This window comes from Rhizobium album (assembly GCF_003122325.1).
Lineage (GTDB): Bacteria > Pseudomonadota > Alphaproteobacteria > Rhizobiales > Rhizobiaceae > Metarhizobium > Metarhizobium album.
On sequence record NZ_QFBC01000026.1, the window covers coordinates 43,034 to 59,406 of the forward strand.

The window sequence follows — 16,373 nt, forward strand, 5'->3', positions numbered from 1 at the left end:
TACCCGGTCGCTTTGAGGTAACAGATTGCGGACACCTATTGTCCGCACGGCGTCCGCGCTGCGGACACCCATTCCTACCATCTACCCAGCCGCTCGGCGGGCGCCGGCGGCTTTTTCATATGGAGAAACAAAATATGTGGACTGGATCAATGATGATGTCGCCGCAGCCGAGCGGGCCGACGATCGCAGATTATTTTTCTGCCACGACATACGCCGGCACAGGAGCGGGCCGCAATCTGGTGACCGGCATCGACGCCGACCTGCACTGGATCAAGCGCATGGATGTTACGGCCAACCACGGTCTCTACGACAAACTACGCGGCACGACGAAGGCGCTCGCTACCAACAACATCTCAGCAGAGACTACTCTGGCGCAAGGCGTGACTGCGTTTTTGACGGATGGCGCCACGCTCGGGACCGATGCTACGGTCAATGCGAGTGGCGGAACTTATATCGACTGGGCATTTAAGAATGCGCCCGGTTTCTTCGAGGCTGTCGCGTACACTGGTAACGGGGCTTCCGGCCGAGCTATTGCGCATTCTCTGGGTGTGGCTCCTGGTCTGGTCATTATCCGCGAGCGTGGCGGCGGCCCGTGGCTTACCTATGCTCCGGCGGCAACGAACAAGTGCGGGGTTTTGAGCAGTAATGTCGCCTTTACGGCTTCTGCGACCAGCGCTGTAACGGCTGTTTCGAGCAGCACGTTCACTGTGAATGGCGGTAGCGAGATCAACCAGAATGGCCAACAATACATAGCCTACCTCTTCGCCCACGACACGGGGCCGGACGGTATGGTTCGCTGCGGCATCTATACTGGTACTAGTGGTACCCAATACATTGATATTGGTTGGCAGCCACAATTTGTGATGATCAAAGGCACCAGTCTGACTGCCCACTGGTACATTTCCGATGCGGCTCGAGGCTTTTTCCCAACGGCGAGCTATGGCGCCTTACAGGCTAATTCTGATGTGGCTCATCCAACTAGCGGGGCAGCACGAACGGATGGGACGCCGACCAGCTTCGGGGTCACCACGAATGTCGTCAACACCTCCGGCGCTGAGTATTTCTACCTCGCCATAAGGAAGCCCTGACCATGGCGATTACGGCGCGGCCAGATGGATCTGAGTGACGCGTCAGAACGGTGCCGTCCCCGCACCCATTGATGTACGGCAGCACTGATAATAACTGAGGCACACCGTGATAGTGATGCCGGAAGCGTGTTGACCTGGTAAGGCGGGTGCGGGCTTTTAGGGGGCACTAGCCCGCACCCTTACCGCGTGGGGAACCGATATGAACCACCGCGGCATTACGGCGATATCCGGCAGATCAAATGGAAGCAACCCTAAACAGTTAGGGAAGCGCGAGGCTAAGCGCGTCAAAATACCTTACCGTGAGCACTGACGCCAAAGCCAGCAAAGCGCTGCTGGTGATGACTACCTTCGCAAGCATCTTGCGTCTCGTTTTTCTTCCAGTCCAGTCGTAAACCATAAGGCAGGCAAAGCATTCGAAGCTTGCGTCAAACTGAAGCCGGCAAAAAAAGAGGCGCCCGAAGACGCCTTTAGTCTGTGCCGCCCAGATGGATCCAGGGACGGATGACTTCGATCTAACGTCACATCCTTGCGCAGGGCTGACCTGCCCACTGCAATTCCAACCACCCAGCCGCCAGCGACACCGAGCGGGTGGGCGTCTGCGGCTCGCAACGGCAGCACTGATAGTAATTAAAGTCAGCCGCCTACGCTTGTGAGGGCAGCATGAACGTATGGGATGACTGCCCCTACAGCTGACAGCGAGAGACATGCGGCGGCAAGAAGAAATCTGGCTTGGTCAGACACATTACCCATCCCTGATGAGTGGTCCCCCTTATATGTCAATTTTGTAAAAAATTGGGCGGCCCAGCGTTCAGCCGATGGCGCTCACGACCATCCAGACCGGCACGCCTGATGTGACGATTGTCGCTATAACAACGAGACAGACCCTAAACATATAAGAGCGCCGCGCTCGATCGCCATCCCATTCATAAGCCATCATGCTTCCTCATTTCGAATCGGATCACCCGATTGGGGAATGCTGCGTGGTTCGCGCTGAGTTGTCGACTGCAAAATCTTGTCATTTATCATTGCTCATGCGCAGGTATCGATAGATAGATTGCGCTAGTCGAACTGCTAACTCAATGTCACCTTCGCCGAGATAAGCTCGATCAGCAATTCTGGGATTACCTTGGGGCGAAGATCCCGATCAAAAGGGAGAGATGTGAGTTTGCGAATTTATTTCATCCGCAACTTTTGCAAAATGCGCATTTCATGAGCCGCCGGCTCAGTAATAGGATAGGATGACTCCGGAACAGACCCACCACTCCGGAGTCAAAATTCACTTAGACAAAGTCGTCATTTGCCAATTCAGCTACGCCTGTCAAAACCAGCGTCGCGTCTGGAGAAAGCAACCATGTTATGGTTCCGCCAGAGACGGAGACGTTGGTATCGCCAACGCCAATAACATTGTCGTTATTGGAATCGGCTGCGCCGAAGTCGAAACCGATAGCACGGAGATCGAGTTTATCGGAGCCACGAGCAAACCCGGAAATTGTGTCCGTGCCATCAACTAGATTGCGAACGACGAAGATATCCGCACCGGTGGTCCCATTGAGATTGTCGGGGCCTGCGCCTCCAGATATTTGATTCTCGTCGAAGAATATATCCGTCGAATCCGACTTAACATTGAAGGGACCAGTGAATTTCGAATTATTGTTGTCGAATACAACGTTGCCGATAATATCGACATTGTTCACTTCTTTGCTTGCTACCGGTTCATACCCGTTCTCACCTACGGAAATTCCATAGAGTTTGGCCCCCGACACCGTATTGCCGCTGACAGTCACATCCGATTGAAAAACAGATATACCGGTGTGACCCACTCTTTCAATCGTATTGCCTGTAATGGTGCCACCGTCTCCAACATTGTTATCAGCGCCTTTACGCTCACCAAGCATTATACCGCTTCGGACGTAGTCGTGAATGTAATTGCCCTCGATAGTCGTGTTGGTCGAGTAATACGCATAGACACCGCCGTGCCCGTCGCCCTTGCCGTTGTGCATCTCGTTGTTTGAAATCGACGTGTCGTTCGCCCCTTCACTAACGGTGACACCATCCTGGGTATCGTAAATTCTATTGAATTCAACAACAGCACCCTCGTGGTTCTGAATCACGATCCCATCGTCGTTTGCATTATGGACAATATTGAATCGTATTTGCGCGCCTGAGTTCGAAGTATCACCATCGGTAATAATCATGTCGGCCTTGTCGCCTGTCGCGCCGGTCAGTTCAAACCCATTTATTTCCACATTGTTTGCTTGGATCTTGATGAAACCCGTTGCGCCATCGGCATTTACGATACTCTCTTCTCCTCCGCCTTGGGTTCTCAAATGCGCCGCTTGTCTTGGATCAATGTCCATTTGCGCGCCGAGCAACCTTAAACCATCTTGGTCGATTACGATGGGCGCGCCTGCAGTATGATAACTTCCGGAACCAACCACGATAGTATAGTTTGCGCTGGCGGCATCGACCGCGGCATTGATGGGATTAGCGTTTTGGTGCCACAGCGGATTGTCATTAGGGTTTGCTTTAGCGCTGTAGATGGCCACGAGCGTACCAGTCGCGTTGAAAACGTGCACCTCATCGGCCGGCGGAATGACGACGATGTCCAAGCCTGTGGTTGGTGCGATGGTTGCGGCATTGCCTGCATTATCCTCAATTGTACCGCTGTACCCCGCAACCTCAAGATCGGATGCTGACTCGGCGCCTACAGTATATGAGAATTCAAGTGTATTTGTACCGGTGCCGCCGGTCAATTCTGCTTCACGACCACCAGTCAAAAGTAGCTTAGCGTCCGCTCCAGCGTCAACCGATTCTGCAAAGGTCACGGTAAAGACAATTGTTTCGCCTGAGCTAAACGAACCATCACCAGAAGCAGCGACCGCTCCCTCTGGAGCGATAGTATCAATAACAATGTCGAGATCTGTCGTAGGGGTGATACTTCCGACATTACCAGCTGTGTCTTTTATCTCCCCGCTACCCACGACAATACCCTGGATTTCCACATCCGTGGCATTCTCTGAAGCCGGTGCGAAATAGGAAAAGGTAACATGTTGGGTACCAGACCCACCTTCATAATTTGCGGTTCCACCGTTTGATAGCGATAGCTGAAGTGTCGCGGGGACAATTACGTTTTCTAAAAAGTCCACGCTAAATGTGATCTTTTCGCCCGCTTTAAAAGTATGGTCTCCGGCTGAAGAGGGATTGACGGTCCCGATTGGTGCTACAGTGTCTGGGTTGGACCCGCCGCTGCTACTTCCACCGCCAGGTTGCTGACCTTGATCGGTAAAGAGTTGGAGAATAGCTGCATCCGCTTCTGTTTCTGTACCCGGGTCGTCCTTGGTAACCGCGTCCAGGAAACCTCGACCGATCTCTGCAGCTTCGTCTCCACGATACGCTTCTATCTCAATGTCGAGGTCAAGATGTGACGTAAAGATATTGGCAGCGGCAATCTTTGCGTTGACTGTGTCGAGATCTTCGTTCTTGGCACCATCAAGGATGGCAATCGCGATGTTGTTGATGGTCAGACGGCCGGCTTCAAGTTCGCCGACATAGAAGTCAACGCCTTCAGCTTCGCCGTCGCGCTCGAACAGAGACTGGTAAATCGAGTTGATGATCTGCTCATTGGTCATGCCGGTAAAACGGCTCTGGTATTCTGTGGTAGAAGCCAGATCGCCGATTGCCGTCAGGTCGGCGCCATTGTTCGTGGCTTCATTGAAGAATGCAAGGCCGGCCGGGTCGGCCGGACGACCGAAGAGCGCGACATAAATGCCTTGGATGGTAGCCATGATTTACTCCCTCTTACACCTTGATCATGCGAAGTCCAACTTAACCTTATTTTTACCCTTCAATGCAAATCGAAAGTTAATGAAAGGTTAATTTCGTAACTCCTTCCAATAGGCACGCTAACTCTCATGCGTGCGCCGTCCGCAGTTCCGGAGCAGCGCTTCAAATACATCCCTATGCCACGAAGGCCGTGCTTTCAGAACGGACGGCGCAGATCATGAAGGCGATTGAGGTGGTCGGCACGAAAATCGACCGCACCAACGAACGTTTCGACAACCTGATGTCGGCAAGTCGGGTGGCGGATCAGGTTCCGGGGTGGGCACCGGTGCCGCGGCGAAAGACAACACGACGGCAGCTGACAAGGTAGCGCCGAATATAGTCGAGGGCACGCCGGCCACGCCATCGACGTGGACCTTGAATGTGCGCAACGGCAGGCTGCCGGGTCGGGTGTGATGAAGATTACCGTTGCCGGCGCGCAGGATCGAGGCGAACACCAGCTTCTTGCCTTCGAGCAACGGTCGAAAGAAGCGGGGCTTCCGCCCCTCACTATCCCGCAACGGCAAGGGCGACGGACATCGCCCGCCGGCGCTGCCACCAGCGAAGGAGCAGGAGCTAATCTGCGCCACTGTCACCGACCTTACGACCCTCTTCCTCAAGCACTCGACGCACCAACTAGCTCGTTACGCCGCAGATTGCATTTCAGGTCTTACTGAGCGTGAGTTAATCAGCCTGCATGATCGAATGTTCGGTACGAACGCGGGGTCGGTCTTGGATCCGATCGTGCGCTGGACTTTCTCGGCTAACGCCTAGCGATGGCCGCGTGCAAGTTGGCGTGAGCAGCTCGTCGAGCAGGAAGTTCTACGCAGCCTCGCCAAGTGTTCTGCCTTAAGATAAGGCGGGCTTAGAGTCGCCGCTTCCCACCATGCCAGTCGTTGACGCACGCCATCTCTTCGCGGCCGACGTCCGTCACGGTCCAAGTCCGATCGTCTTGAGTGTCCTTGCGGCCTTCCACGACTGCTGCCTTTGCCGCCAGTTGCTCTAAGGTGAAGTCCCTTGCGCCCGGTATTTCAGCGCTCGTTCGGACCTCGGTGTGCTCTACCATGTAACGTAGAGCGCTTAGACAACGTGAACTCAGATCCAACTGCGGCCTACGATCACGTGAAGGCGATCGACACGGTCGGCGCCAAGATCGACCGGACCAATGAGCGGCTGGACAATCTGATGTCGGCGCGGGCGAGGGAGTAGGGGCACTGAAAGGGACGGGAGGGGGGGGCTCCAATTTTGGGGAACCCCCCGTGTGCCGGAAATCCGGCATACCCCCTGTCCTTAAAATTAAGGTATCCTTGCGGATCAAGCACTTAGGTCGACCAACGCATTTTTGAGTTGGTTGTTCACCTGAAAAGTAAGGTGAGCGCGTGAACGCAAAATTGCGTTCACGGACTTGGCCCATTTATGCGTTCAGTGCCGGTTCTCACTTGCAGCTTTTAGGTCCCCGTGGTCGGCTCGAAGCACTTCACCTTTTGCGATAACGCGTCCGTAAACCAGGAGGTCTTCGGAATCGGTAACGCCTGAGGCGTAGGCGCTCAAAATAGAGCGAGCGATCCTCAGAGAGGACACAGTGTCTGCTTTGATGCTGGACTCGGCCAGGAGCGAATCCAAAACGGCCTTTACCTTGTTCAGATCGGAATTGGTGAGCGGCCATGCAGAAAGTTGACGAAGGTTTTCCATTCCATCCTCCTCCATGAATGACCAGAAAGAAATGGGTGCGGGAGGATAAAGCTTCAAGATGCGAGATATCGCCCCCTCGATTGAGGGCACTGTGTTAACCCTGCCACGTCCGAATTTTGCCAGAGTGCGCCGCGAATTGGTAGAAAATCGTGATTCTATTTAATTATATCTATATATATTGAAATTTGACCATACAGTTCTTGGAGCTTCTCGGTAATTATATCGTAATTATTTTCGACGAATTTGCCTGCGTACGCATCAAAGAATGGCTTAGTATAATGGTCGATCGTACTAATTATTGCGCCGAGCGCAACCAATAAGCCTGTCAAAACTTTCTTTTTTGAAGTTTTCGAATTTAATTCTGTTTTGATTTCTCCGACTACTTCCGTAGTTTTGACTGCTGTGCGCTCATTCGTGTCCGGCAGAAGCTCAGGGGGGCCGTTGTGGTTCCGGCGGCGAGCAGCCCGTTCGCGCCTCTTCCACTCTCTTAAGAGTGGTTCTAGTTCCGCAATAGTTTCTAAGGCGGCGCTTTTCGCTTCCAACCTGCGGAGTCGGGTTTCCAAGTCCGTGTCATCTATCCGATCACGCCCATTCAACACAATCTTCGAAACGGGAAGCCGTCGTTTCTTTTTCCTCTGGATTGATCTCGGAATCACCTCAGCCACGAACTCTGCTTTAGCGACAAAGCCTGTCACATTGATGGCTGCTTGCAGCGGAGGCTCGGCGACATTTAGAAGACCATCCATCTCGACACCGCCGATAAAGCCACCCTGATCGGCGACATAATGAGCGTCAACGTAGCCCTCTTCCGAAAAACCGTTGGCCGACCGCTGGGGTTTGGTTTGAAACGCACCACTCTGGAATGCGGATGCGGAAAATGCGCCTGTTGTACTCGTCGTTCCGTTCGGAGTTGATGATGTCCCCGCTCCGTTTTCGACTTCGTCACTCATATTGCCACCTAAAACCGCTGAAAAATGATATCGTTAGAAGTGATATCAAGTGACAGGTCACGATCGACTACGACGAGATTAAAAAAATCTGTTTTTATTGCTACCCGACTTTGCGTCTTTTTTAAGTTTAGCGATTTCGTTTTTCACAGCATTTAAGTTGTTAGTGAGCGCTTGTGGCGGAAGTGGATGTTGATAATGACTGTACAAATCTTGAATTAACCGCTTGTTTGCCGGTTGTTGTGGCCGGCGCTCTTCATGACGTCCGTCTCTGTGGCGCCCAGGTTATAGGCCTGCGTGATGGCGCCGGCACGGGCATCCATGTTCCAGACCGTCTTCGGGATACCGCCCAGATTTGCAACCTTGCGCCAGCGCTCGGTGAACTTCCGGTTCTTGTACGGAACGCTGGTAGCCTCTGAGATGATCGTCGGGCCAATGCGTTTGTCCGCCTTCACCATCTCGCCTTGCTGCGACCGGACAGGGCGCCGGACGAGCTAGCGCACCTGCACAAGGTCGCCGGGCTTGTATATCACTTCGTCTGCCATCGCCCCTCCATTAAGTGCAATATCCTCGCATCGCCCCGCATGGTTGTCGAGAGAATATCTTCGTGCATCGTTCAAGTCGCAATTGTTGCGACTTGATCTGGCCTCGGCCTACTGCCCCTCTGCCTCGCGCTTCTTGCGCTCGCGGCTTCGCTGCCGAAAGATCTTGAGCGCCTCCTCCGTACTCAACCGGTCATACGCCGCTGAGGCCCGCTTTCCTAGCGGCGGCCCGGGGGCCAAGAGCAACGGGATATCGTCGATCGCGATAAACATAGATCGTCCCAGTTTTTTGGCGATTCCCAGGCGTCGTGCCTTCTCCCAGACGGTGCGTCCTGTCATCGTGACGCCTGTGGCGCGAGAGATATGCTCTGCAATGTCTTCCGGCGTCCGGAGGGTATCGAGAAAATCGGTCATATCAGGTCCATGCCTGCTAATTGTTTTCTTGCTCGAAGCGTCTTGCCTGCAGCACTCATGGTCACTTTCCATGGTGCCAAAAGCTGATGAGCTTGGCCTCCTCAATGCCTGCCTCTGTGACTTTCCATTCCGTATCGCCATCACGATCAACGCCATCGGCAACGATAGCACCTTTCTCTGCCAAGCGGTTCATGGTGAAGGCTCCGGCATTTGGTATAGCCACATGCGTCTGCGCGTCGGGATGTGCGACCATGTATAGCAAGACGCTTTGACATCGGCCGTCGAGCCCCAATTGGGGTTTCCTAGCATTTCGCTCTTCCCGTTTCAGCCGCCAGGCCTCCCAGTTATCTTTGCCGATTTCCTGCGTCGATTGGACATAACTCTTTTCCAACCCGAGATAGAGATTGTACCATTTTCGGATGAGGGGGACCGGCCTGCCTCCATGCACTGCGTCTACCCGCGGAAAGCCGCGCGCCTCGAGGATGATTAGCGCGCCTCGCTTCCAATGCGACGCACGTTTTTTTCCCACAATAGCTATCGCGATTTCGTCGTCAGTCGCGAACATTGGAAGTTTGGATAATGGGTCCATCAGCAACCATACCTTTAGAAAAAACAAGATGTTGCCGCCGGCAAACTGCCGACCGCATTCTTCTGGTCTCCTCAGTGTGGTGATGCGTTGGTGAAGCGCATTGGCAGATTAAAAATGTGGCCTGGCTTGGTCAAGGCGTATGAAGATCTGGCTGCGCACAAGCTTTGACTTCGACGAGGGCCGAACCTGCCGATGCTTGCCTTGGATTTAAGGGCAGTAACCTGTCGATTCCAAACGGCCGAAATTCCTCGACGCAAAAATGCGTTCAGCCCGGTTTTGGGCGCAGCAGCACAACAAACAAAAAAGCCCCCGGCGCAGGGCGGCGCGACCGGGGGCAAATGGCGCCGCATGCGGTCGGCGCCGGGAAAATGCTCGCCGCAACCCATACGGCGGGCGCCAGTGGCCGGTGGTGCAACGGCGTGGATGGGGAGCTAGGCGGCCTCGGCGAACTCGATGACACGACCAGCAACGGTCAGGTCGAACTGCTCGACGCTGAAGGCGCATATCCGATCACCGGTCTCCTGATCGGAAAGAACAAACCATTCGTCGTCACTGTCCCATTCGACAAGCACGACCCGCCGGCCGATCGAGAAATTGAAGAGGTACGCGCCGGGACCAGAGAATTTGGTGCTGCCGAAATCGTTTGCTGGAAACGCGACGCCGGCCGCTCTCAGAACTTGTTCTGCTCTGGTGCTCGGCTGGGGAACGTCCTGCCAGCGATTGTTCCGGGGAAAATGAAAGGCTTTGGCGAAAGTATTACAGGGCGCGAATTCTAGCTCGGGATCGAGATTCGGGCAGAGCTCCATCTGAAGAAGTCTGGCCTCCATCCGAAGCCACTCAAGGTACGCCCATCGCGGATCGGTGCGGAAAGTGTCGGCGAGAAAGGTGCTGTGGTCGATGGCGTTCATTGGCAAGCCTCCGCGCGCAGGATCAACGACTGGAGCAGGCTTTCGAGCAGCCCGCACTCGACCACAGTGTCAATCAGGGCATCGCGCTCGCCTACCGTGCCGTGCACGATATACGCCAGTTTTGCCTGTACTTCATCCTCAGTCTGGCAGCGCGCGCCGACCAGCTTTTTGAAGCGCTTATGTTCCTCGGCCAGCGTGTCGCCGGCGCCCTTCTCGTCCAGGACGTTTCCATCCTCGTCGAACATAGCGTCGTCCGCCAGCACGGCCTGGCGATGCAGGTCTATCAATTCACTTATTGGCCGTCTTCTGGGGACCAGGCGGCGGGGAAGTACAAGTCTGTCGGGCAGGTGGGCAAGCGGCGTCGTTCGCATTGTGTGCGTTCTCCGGTTGATTAAAATCGCTCAATGCGATAACTATTACCATCAACTGGGGGCGCGTCAAGCGTAAATAATCACCGTGAGCGAAATTAATCAAATATCGGGCTATCAGCTCGCAGCAGCGCGTGCGCTCATCGGAATCGGCCAGGTGGAATTGGCGGAGAAGGCCAGCGTATCTGCCCCTACCCTTCGACGGATGGAAAGCAGCGAGGGTGAAGTTAAGGGGATGAAAAATAATGTAGCCGCCGTCGTTCGAGCGCTTGCCGACCTTGGCGTTGAATTCATCGAAGATGGCGTTCGGTTGAAGCGATAGACCAGTGCCCACGCCATATTCGGCGTCTCTGGCTACATTGAGGCTATAAATTTTTTAGCCAGTAAAATCAGGGAGAGCTATGCCTTTGATTTTAATGGTCGGAATGGCGGGATTCGAACCCACGACCCCTTGACCCCCAGTCAAGTGCGCTACCGGGCTGCGCTACATTCCGACCCGGCCTAAAAGGCTTGGGTTGTTTATGGTTTTCGGCCCCGGAGCGCAAGGGGGAAAATGCAGCGGGACAACAATAAAATGGATTTCCGCCAACCGCCGTAGGAAGGATTACCGCACCTGATCGAGCAGGCGTTTGCATTCCAGCAGGTCGTAGAGGGCTTCCTGCAGCAGGGCGCGGTCCTCCTTGTTGACGCTGCCCTTGCCGATCGACACTTCCGGCACCGCATCGTCATCACCGGCCATGAACGAAAAGAAGCGGCGGCTTGTCGGCGGCTTGGCGCGGCCGACGATCTGGTCCTCTTCGGCATGGCTGATCTTCGGTTCCGCGTGCGGTTGCGGCTCCTCTCCGGCGGCGGCCAGCGCCTCGACGGTGGCGAGATCGCCGGTGGCGATGGCGGCGCCGAACTTGTTGCCGTTGGTCTTCAACAGCTTCTGCACGCCCTTGATCGTATAACCGTGGTCATACAGCAAATGGCGGATGCCCTTGAGGAGATCGACATCCTCCGGCCGATAGTAGCGGCGCCCGCCGCCACGCTTCATCGGCTTGATCTGCGGGAACCGTGTCTCCCAGAAACGAAGCACATGCTGCGGCAGGTCGAGATCGTCGGCAACTTCGCTGATGGTGCGAAAGGCATCCGGGCTCTTGTCCAAGTTTTTAGATCTCCCAACGCAGCGAAAACATCATGCCGAAAACGGTGCATTCAAGATCCGGCAAAATCCGCTACGGCGCTCCTTCGCTCGAAAGGCCGCCCGGCATTGTCCACATCAAGGTGCATGGATCGAGCCCGGAACTCGAATCATCCATATTTCAACGGCTTATAAAGACAAATTCAAGTCCCCCAGCGCCTTGTCTACGGGTTTCACCGCTCGGTCGGCTGTCAGGTCGCTGGATTAACCGGCTTCTGCTTGGTCTTGCGGACATTGTGCGCCTTGAGAACGCGCTGCTTCAGCACGTTGGATGCCTTGAAGGTCATGACCCGGCGCGGCGAAATCGGAACTTCCTCGCCGGTCTTCGGATTGCGGCCGATACGCTCGTTCTTGTCGCGAACCTGGAACGTGGCGAAGGAAGAGAGTTTTACGGTTTCGCCGCGCACGATGGCGTTGCAAATCTCGTCGATTACCGTCTCGACAAGTTCCGCCGATTCCGTTCGCGAAAGCCCGACTTTCCGGAAAACCGATTCCGCCAGATCCGCACGCGTCACTGTCTTCCCCGCCATGAGTTCCCGCCCATTATCTCAAATGATTTTGAAAGCCGGCAGAGAGTATTGCCCTTGGCCCGAGCGGTCAAGCTCTTGTTTGGTGTCGATTTTTTCGGTTCGCCACTACCAGCGCACCAGAACGGCGCCCCAGGTGAAGCCGCCGCCCATGGCCTCCAGCATCACCAGATCGCCTTTCTTGATGCGTCCGTCGCCGGCGGCTACCGCCAATGCCAGCGGAATGGACGCCGCCGAAGTGTTTCCGTGCTGGTCGACCGTGACGACGACCTTTTCCAGCGGGATGCCGAGCTTCTTTGCCGAACCATCGATGATGCGGCGATTCGCCTGGTGCGGCACCAGCCAGTCGAGATCGTCCGGCCCGGTTCCGGTTGCCTGGAAGGCTGCGTCGATGACGTCGGTGATCATGCCGACCGCATGCTTGAAGACCTCGCGGCCCTCCATGCGCAGGTGGCCGACCGTGCCGGTGGTCGACGGGCCGCCGTCGACATACAGCTTGTCGCGGTGTGCGCCGTCGGAGCGCAGGTGCGATGTCAGCACGCCGCGATCGGCTATGGTACCCTCGCCCTCCGCCGCTTCCAGCACGAGCGCGCCGGCGCCATCGCCGAACAGCACGCAGGTGGTGCGATCCTCCCAGTCGAGAATGCGCGAAAAGGTTTCGGCGCCGATGACGAGAACGCGCCTGGCCAGGCCGCCGCGGATATAGGCGTCCGCCGTCGTCACCGCATAGACGAAACCGGTACAGACGGCCTGCACGTCGAAGGCGAAGCCGTGATGCATGCCGAGCCGGTTCTGGATATTGACCGCCGTTGCCGGAAAGGTGTTGTCGGGTGTCGACGTGGCGACGATGATCATGTCGATATCGGCAGATGTCAGCCCGGCATTGTCGAGGGCGGCGCGGGCCGCCTGCTCTCCGAGGGACGCGGTCGTCTCCCCCTCGCCGGCGATATACCGCTGGCGGATGCCGGTGCGCTGGATGATCCATTCATCGGATGTCTCGACGATGCCTTCCATATCGCGATTGGTGACCACCCGTTTCGGAAGCGCTGCCCCGAAACCGCGAACCACTGAACGGATCATTCTTGTCTTACCCCGCCATTCATGCGGCTTCCGGCCCGACAGGGGGCAAGCGCCTTGCATGATATTTTTTCAAATCGTTCTGTATTTTTTCGGTGAGCCCGTTACGCACCATGTCGTAGCCCACATCCACGGCCGCCGCAAATCCTTCGGCGTCGGTGCCGCCATGGCTCTTGATGACGATGCCGTTGAGGCCCAGGAAGACGCCGCCATTGACCTTGCGCGGATCGAGTTTTTCGCGCAGCCGGTCGAAGGCGCTGCGGGCCAGCAGGTAGCCGATGCGCGACAGGAGCGTGCGCGACATGGCGTTGCGCAGGAGTTCGGCGATCTGGCGCGCCGTGCCTTCGGCTGCCTTCAGCGCGATGTTGCCGGTAAAACCCTCGGTGACAACGACATCGACGGTGCCCTTGCCGAGATCGTCTCCCTCGACGAAACCGTAATATTCGATGGTGCCGAGATTGGCCTCGCGCAGCATGCGCGCCGCTTCCTTGACCTCTTCGAGGCCCTTGACCTCCTCGACGCCGACATTGAGCAGGCCGACCGTCGGGCGTTCGATTTCGAACAGCGCCCGCGCCATGGCGCCGCCCATCAGGGCAAAATCGAGAAGCTGCTGCGAATCGGCGCCGATGGTGGCGCCGATGTCGAGCACGACGCTTTCGCCCTTCAGCGTCGGCCAGATGCCGGCAATCGCCGGCCGCTCGATATTGGCCATGGTGCGCAGGCAGAACTTGGCCATGGCCATCAGCGCACCGGTATTGCCGGCGGAAACCGCGACGTCGGCCTCACCCGTCTTCACCGCCTCGATCGCCCGCCACATCGACGAGTGGTAGCGGCCACGGCGCAGGGCCTGGCTCGGCTTCTCGTCCATGGCGACGGCGACCTCACAGTGATGGAAAACCGATTTTTCCTTGAGCTTGGGATATTTGGCCAGAATGGGCAGGCACTGCGATTCGATACCGAACAGAATGAAATTCACATCAGGATGCCGGTCCAGCGCCTTGGCGGCACCGGGGATGACGACATCAGGACCGAAGTCGCCACCCATGACGTCAAGAGAAATTTTGATCACGCGTTCCTGATCCTTCCGTTTCGCCGAGTGGCAAAAGTTCGGCCAAATTACCTGTTTTGCGGTTGCTTACAACTCTATTATGTCAAAAGCTCAATGCCTATTCGCCCTTTTTCCAGTCCTTGAGCACGGCAAAAGGGTTGGGCCGCACGTCTTTTTCGGCGCTGTCTTCGATATGCCCGGAGAAGGCTATTCCGGGCTTGCGGGGATAGGGATCGATCGCCATCGCGGCAAATTCCGTGACGACGGCGCCGGCATCGATCGTGTCACCGATGAACATTTCCGGCATGTCGGGACCATCGGGGTCGAGCACCATCTCGCCGCGTTCGTCGGTGACGATGCGCGCCAGCTTCGAGCCTTCCGGCACGAAGATCTGGTCGACCGGCTCGTCGATTTCCGACTGGACGGGATCGAGCGTGACGACGCAGGACTGGGTGAGCCGTGCCCGGACGCGCCCCCTGATGCGCACGCCGTCCTTCTTCCACTTGCCGATCTGCAGTTCCGCCGTCAGCGCCTCGACGGAAACGACGTTCCACAGCCGGGCAAGCCCCAGCCGCTCGTCGGCATCCGCCTCCAGATGGACGGTCACCGGGTTGGCGGAAATATGCCCCACCTTGACGTCGTAGGAGAACGGAACCTCGTCCTTGGCTGGCTTTTTCATGGGCGTTGCTCCACGGCGGGGATGGGAAACAGGGCGGAGCCGGTGGCGATGTCGCTTTCCGGCACGTTCGCGAGCGCTGCCTCGGCGTCGAGCGCCCAGCCGGCCAGCCGCACCATCGGCGAAGCCGCATCGCCGGCCTGCGGATGCACGTTGCGCGACAGGGCGGCGGCCAGCGCTGCGGCATCGCCTGCATCGAGTGCCGCGGCATAGGATTCCAGCCGGCCGTAGAACATGCCGGCAAGCTTCTTCATGCGCTTGGGCACGCTGGTATCGCCGATGCCGAGTTCGCGGATCGAATAGTCGATATCCTGGAAGAAGGCGTCGACGATCTCCTGGGCGATTTCCTGGCCGCTGGTCTCGGATGCCCGCGTGCGGCGGAAATAGAGGATCAGCACCAGCGACAGCATCTCGAAACGGCCCATGACCGTGTCCGGCACGTCGAAATCGAGGTAGAAGACCGGCTCGCGCGCCACCGACGTCAGCGTTGCATACTGACGATCGACGATCGAGCGATTGTGATTTCTTTTGCGAAAAAGACCGAAAATCATCAAAAATCCCAGAATAGATCCACGCGATAACCGGTTCGGCGCTCCGGCTTGTTGCATGATTGCCAAAGCTGGTTTACCGAAGCAGGCACGAATTGCAATGCCGTTTGTGCAGGGTTCCCTGCCGTCGGGAAGCTCTTCCGGCGGCTCGCCAAGACCTGTCGTCACATTCATGCCAGCCGGGCGTCGCCGTCCTTGAAAGGCCACAATGAGTGTGCAGCAGGTCTAGAGCCAAATGGGGCGTAGGTGTGGTTAAGTGGGGAAGATGTCGTTGAGGACACGGTATTTCAAGTCTGAGATCAAATTTGTCAGCAGTGCCGCCCTCGCCCTGATGCTCGCAACCGGGACACTGACCGGCTGCGCCTCGACGGGCGAAGTGCTGAACAACGGCTATATCGTCGATGAACAGTCCCTGGCGCTCGCCCCGGTCGGCGCAAGCCGGGAGCAGGTGCTCCTGTCGCTGGGTTCGCCCTCGACGACGGCGACCTTCGACGGCGAGGTTTTCTATTACATTTCGCAGAAGCGCACCCGTCCGGTCGCCTTCATGAAGCCGAAGCTGGTGGATCAGAGCGTGCTCGCCATCTATTTCGACAAGGACGGCGTGGTGACGCAGCGTTCCAACTATACGCTCCAGGACGGCAAGGTCTTCGATACGATCTCGCGCACGACGCCGACGGGCGGCAAGGACCTCACCTTCCTGCAGCAGCTGCTTTCGGGCGGCAGCGCCGCCAACCTGGCGAAGGGCATGATCGGCGGCCAGCCGCAGCAGTAACGGCAGGCCTGTACATCAAAAACCCCGCGGGATGGACAATCCCGCGGGGTCAGACTGCTGACAAACCCCTGGCCTTGACTGGGGGTTTATGATTCACTGGGACATGTTGAAGAAACCCGCTCCCGAACAGACGGCCCTCGAGATGGTGACGCTCGATGGGTTGGTGCCGAAAGAC

Annotated in this window: 18 protein-coding genes and 1 tRNA gene; 4 read left to right on the forward strand and 15 right to left on the reverse strand. The window is 56.7% G+C overall.

Annotation, left to right across the window (positions count from 1 at the left end; all coding sequences use genetic code 11):
- The first annotated feature begins 119 nt into the window (after nt 1–119).
- A complete protein-coding gene (locus DEM27_RS31190; protein WP_165823703.1) occupies nt 120–1,088 on the forward strand; it encodes a DUF7483 domain-containing protein in 969 nt (322 codons plus the stop codon).
- A 1,280-nt stretch (nt 1,089–2,368) separates the two neighbouring features.
- On the opposite strand, the gene DEM27_RS31195 is transcribed toward DEM27_RS31190, so the two are convergent.
- A complete protein-coding gene (locus DEM27_RS31195) occupies nt 2,369–4,873 on the reverse strand; it encodes a right-handed parallel beta-helix repeat-containing protein (RefSeq protein ID WP_109462144.1) in 2,505 nt (834 codons plus the stop codon).
- A gap of 215 nt (nt 4,874–5,088) precedes the next feature.
- On the opposite strand from DEM27_RS31195, the gene DEM27_RS34260 reads away from it, so the two are divergent.
- Nucleotides 5,089–5,238, forward strand: coding sequence for a hypothetical protein (locus DEM27_RS34260; RefSeq protein WP_165823704.1), 150 nt, complete (start codon nt 5,089–5,091; stop codon nt 5,236–5,238).
- 1,091 nt (nt 5,239–6,329) lie between these two features.
- Here DEM27_RS34260 and DEM27_RS31210 read toward each other — a convergent pair.
- From DEM27_RS31210 to DEM27_RS31240, 7 genes are all read right to left on the reverse strand, one after another.
- Complete coding sequence (locus tag DEM27_RS31210) at nt 6,330–6,599, reverse strand: hypothetical protein (RefSeq protein ID WP_109462147.1); 270 nt, start codon at nt 6,597–6,599, stop codon at nt 6,330–6,332.
- A 155-nt stretch (nt 6,600–6,754) separates the two neighbouring features.
- Nucleotides 6,755–7,549, reverse strand: coding sequence for a hypothetical protein (locus DEM27_RS31215; protein WP_109462148.1), 795 nt, complete (start codon nt 7,547–7,549; stop codon nt 6,755–6,757).
- Nucleotides 7,550–7,764: 215 nt separating this feature from the next.
- On the reverse strand, nt 7,765–8,004 hold the full coding sequence (locus DEM27_RS31220) for a hypothetical protein (RefSeq protein WP_109462149.1): 240 nt from the start codon (nt 8,002–8,004) through the stop codon (nt 7,765–7,767).
- A 195-nt stretch (nt 8,005–8,199) separates the two neighbouring features.
- Nucleotides 8,200–8,502, reverse strand: coding sequence for a hypothetical protein (locus DEM27_RS31225; protein WP_109462150.1), 303 nt, complete (start codon nt 8,500–8,502; stop codon nt 8,200–8,202).
- A gap of 61 nt (nt 8,503–8,563) precedes the next feature.
- The gene (locus DEM27_RS31230) at nt 8,564–9,118 is read right to left on the reverse strand and encodes a hypothetical protein (RefSeq protein WP_109462151.1); all 555 of its coding nucleotides are present in this window, start codon (nt 9,116–9,118) and stop codon (nt 8,564–8,566) included.
- Nucleotides 9,119–9,522: 404 nt separating this feature from the next.
- The gene (locus tag DEM27_RS31235; RefSeq protein ID WP_109462152.1) at nt 9,523–9,999 is read right to left on the reverse strand and encodes a hypothetical protein; all 477 of its coding nucleotides are present in this window, start codon (nt 9,997–9,999) and stop codon (nt 9,523–9,525) included.
- Complete coding sequence (locus tag DEM27_RS31240) at nt 9,996–10,370, reverse strand: hypothetical protein (protein WP_109462153.1); 375 nt, start codon at nt 10,368–10,370, stop codon at nt 9,996–9,998. The genes DEM27_RS31235 and DEM27_RS31240 overlap by 4 nt, the downstream gene beginning before the upstream one ends.
- Before the next feature lie 85 nt (nt 10,371–10,455).
- Between DEM27_RS31240 and DEM27_RS31245 the strand changes: the two genes are divergently transcribed.
- The gene (locus DEM27_RS31245) at nt 10,456–10,689 is read left to right on the forward strand and encodes a helix-turn-helix domain-containing protein (RefSeq protein WP_109462154.1); all 234 of its coding nucleotides are present in this window, start codon (nt 10,456–10,458) and stop codon (nt 10,687–10,689) included.
- 95 nt (nt 10,690–10,784) lie between these two features.
- On the opposite strand, the gene DEM27_RS31250 is transcribed toward DEM27_RS31245, so the two are convergent.
- From DEM27_RS31250 to DEM27_RS31280, 7 genes are all read right to left on the reverse strand, one after another.
- Nucleotides 10,785–10,861: transfer RNA gene (locus tag DEM27_RS31250), tRNA-Pro, on the reverse strand.
- Nucleotides 10,862–10,971: 110 nt separating this feature from the next.
- A complete protein-coding gene (locus tag DEM27_RS31255) occupies nt 10,972–11,514 on the reverse strand; it encodes a MerR family transcriptional regulator (RefSeq protein WP_109462155.1) in 543 nt (180 codons plus the stop codon).
- A 227-nt stretch (nt 11,515–11,741) separates the two neighbouring features.
- Nucleotides 11,742–12,080, reverse strand: coding sequence for an integration host factor subunit alpha (locus DEM27_RS31260; protein ID WP_109462156.1), 339 nt, complete (start codon nt 12,078–12,080; stop codon nt 11,742–11,744).
- Between the two features lie 105 nt (nt 12,081–12,185).
- The gene (locus DEM27_RS31265; protein ID WP_109462157.1) at nt 12,186–13,157 is read right to left on the reverse strand and encodes a beta-ketoacyl-ACP synthase III; all 972 of its coding nucleotides are present in this window, start codon (nt 13,155–13,157) and stop codon (nt 12,186–12,188) included.
- 19 nt (nt 13,158–13,176) lie between these two features.
- Entirely contained in the window at nt 13,177–14,223 is a 1,047-nt protein-coding gene (gene plsX / locus DEM27_RS31270; protein ID WP_109462158.1) for a phosphate acyltransferase PlsX, read from the reverse strand.
- A 97-nt stretch (nt 14,224–14,320) separates the two neighbouring features.
- The gene (locus tag DEM27_RS31275; protein WP_109462159.1) at nt 14,321–14,881 is read right to left on the reverse strand and encodes a YceD family protein; all 561 of its coding nucleotides are present in this window, start codon (nt 14,879–14,881) and stop codon (nt 14,321–14,323) included.
- Nucleotides 14,878–15,486 carry a ubiquinol-cytochrome C chaperone family protein gene (locus DEM27_RS31280; RefSeq protein WP_245446254.1) on the reverse strand — a complete coding sequence of 203 codons (609 nt, stop codon included), beginning with the start codon at nt 15,484–15,486 and terminating at the stop codon, nt 14,878–14,880. Before DEM27_RS31280 ends, DEM27_RS31275 begins: the two co-directional genes overlap by 4 nt.
- Nucleotides 15,487–15,691: 205 nt before the next feature.
- Here DEM27_RS31280 and DEM27_RS31285 point away from each other — a divergent pair, with 205 nt between their 5' ends.
- Nucleotides 15,692–16,198, forward strand: a complete 507-nt coding sequence (locus DEM27_RS31285) for an outer membrane protein assembly factor BamE (RefSeq protein ID WP_109462161.1) — start codon at nt 15,692–15,694, stop codon at nt 16,196–16,198.
- Nucleotides 16,199–16,373 lie beyond the last annotated feature (175 nt).

Bases quoted from the DNA above. Each gene is read 5' to 3' on its own strand.
- DEM27_RS31190 (WP_165823703.1), top strand. From the start codon at position 120: ATGGAGAAACAAAATATGTGGACTGGATCAATGATGATGTCGCCGCAG.
- DEM27_RS31195 (WP_109462144.1), bottom strand. From the start codon at position 4,873: ATGGCTACCATCCAAGGCATTTATGTCGCGCTCTTCGGTCGTCCGGCC.
- DEM27_RS34260 (WP_165823704.1), top strand. From the start codon at position 5,089: ATGAAGGCGATTGAGGTGGTCGGCACGAAAATCGACCGCACCAACGAA.
- DEM27_RS31210 (WP_109462147.1), bottom strand. From the start codon at position 6,599: ATGGAAAACCTTCGTCAACTTTCTGCATGGCCGCTCACCAATTCCGAT.
- DEM27_RS31215 (WP_109462148.1), bottom strand. From the start codon at position 7,549: ATGAGTGACGAAGTCGAAAACGGAGCGGGGACATCATCAACTCCGAAC.
- DEM27_RS31220 (WP_109462149.1), bottom strand. From the start codon at position 8,004: ATGGTGAAGGCGGACAAACGCATTGGCCCGACGATCATCTCAGAGGCT.
- DEM27_RS31225 (WP_109462150.1), bottom strand. From the start codon at position 8,502: ATGACCGATTTTCTCGATACCCTCCGGACGCCGGAAGACATTGCAGAG.
- DEM27_RS31235 (WP_109462152.1), bottom strand. From the start codon at position 9,999: ATGAACGCCATCGACCACAGCACCTTTCTCGCCGACACTTTCCGCACC.
- DEM27_RS31240 (WP_109462153.1), bottom strand. From the start codon at position 10,370: ATGCGAACGACGCCGCTTGCCCACCTGCCCGACAGACTTGTACTTCCC.
- DEM27_RS31260 (WP_109462156.1), bottom strand. From the start codon at position 12,080: ATGGCGGGGAAGACAGTGACGCGTGCGGATCTGGCGGAATCGGTTTTC.
- DEM27_RS31265 (WP_109462157.1), bottom strand. From the start codon at position 13,157: ATGATCCGTTCAGTGGTTCGCGGTTTCGGGGCAGCGCTTCCGAAACGG.
- DEM27_RS31275 (WP_109462159.1), bottom strand. From the start codon at position 14,881: ATGAAAAAGCCAGCCAAGGACGAGGTTCCGTTCTCCTACGACGTCAAG.
- DEM27_RS31280 (WP_245446254.1), bottom strand. From the start codon at position 15,486: ATGCAACAAGCCGGAGCGCCGAACCGGTTATCGCGTGGATCTATTCTG.
- DEM27_RS31285 (WP_109462161.1), top strand. From the start codon at position 15,692: ATGTCGTTGAGGACACGGTATTTCAAGTCTGAGATCAAATTTGTCAGC.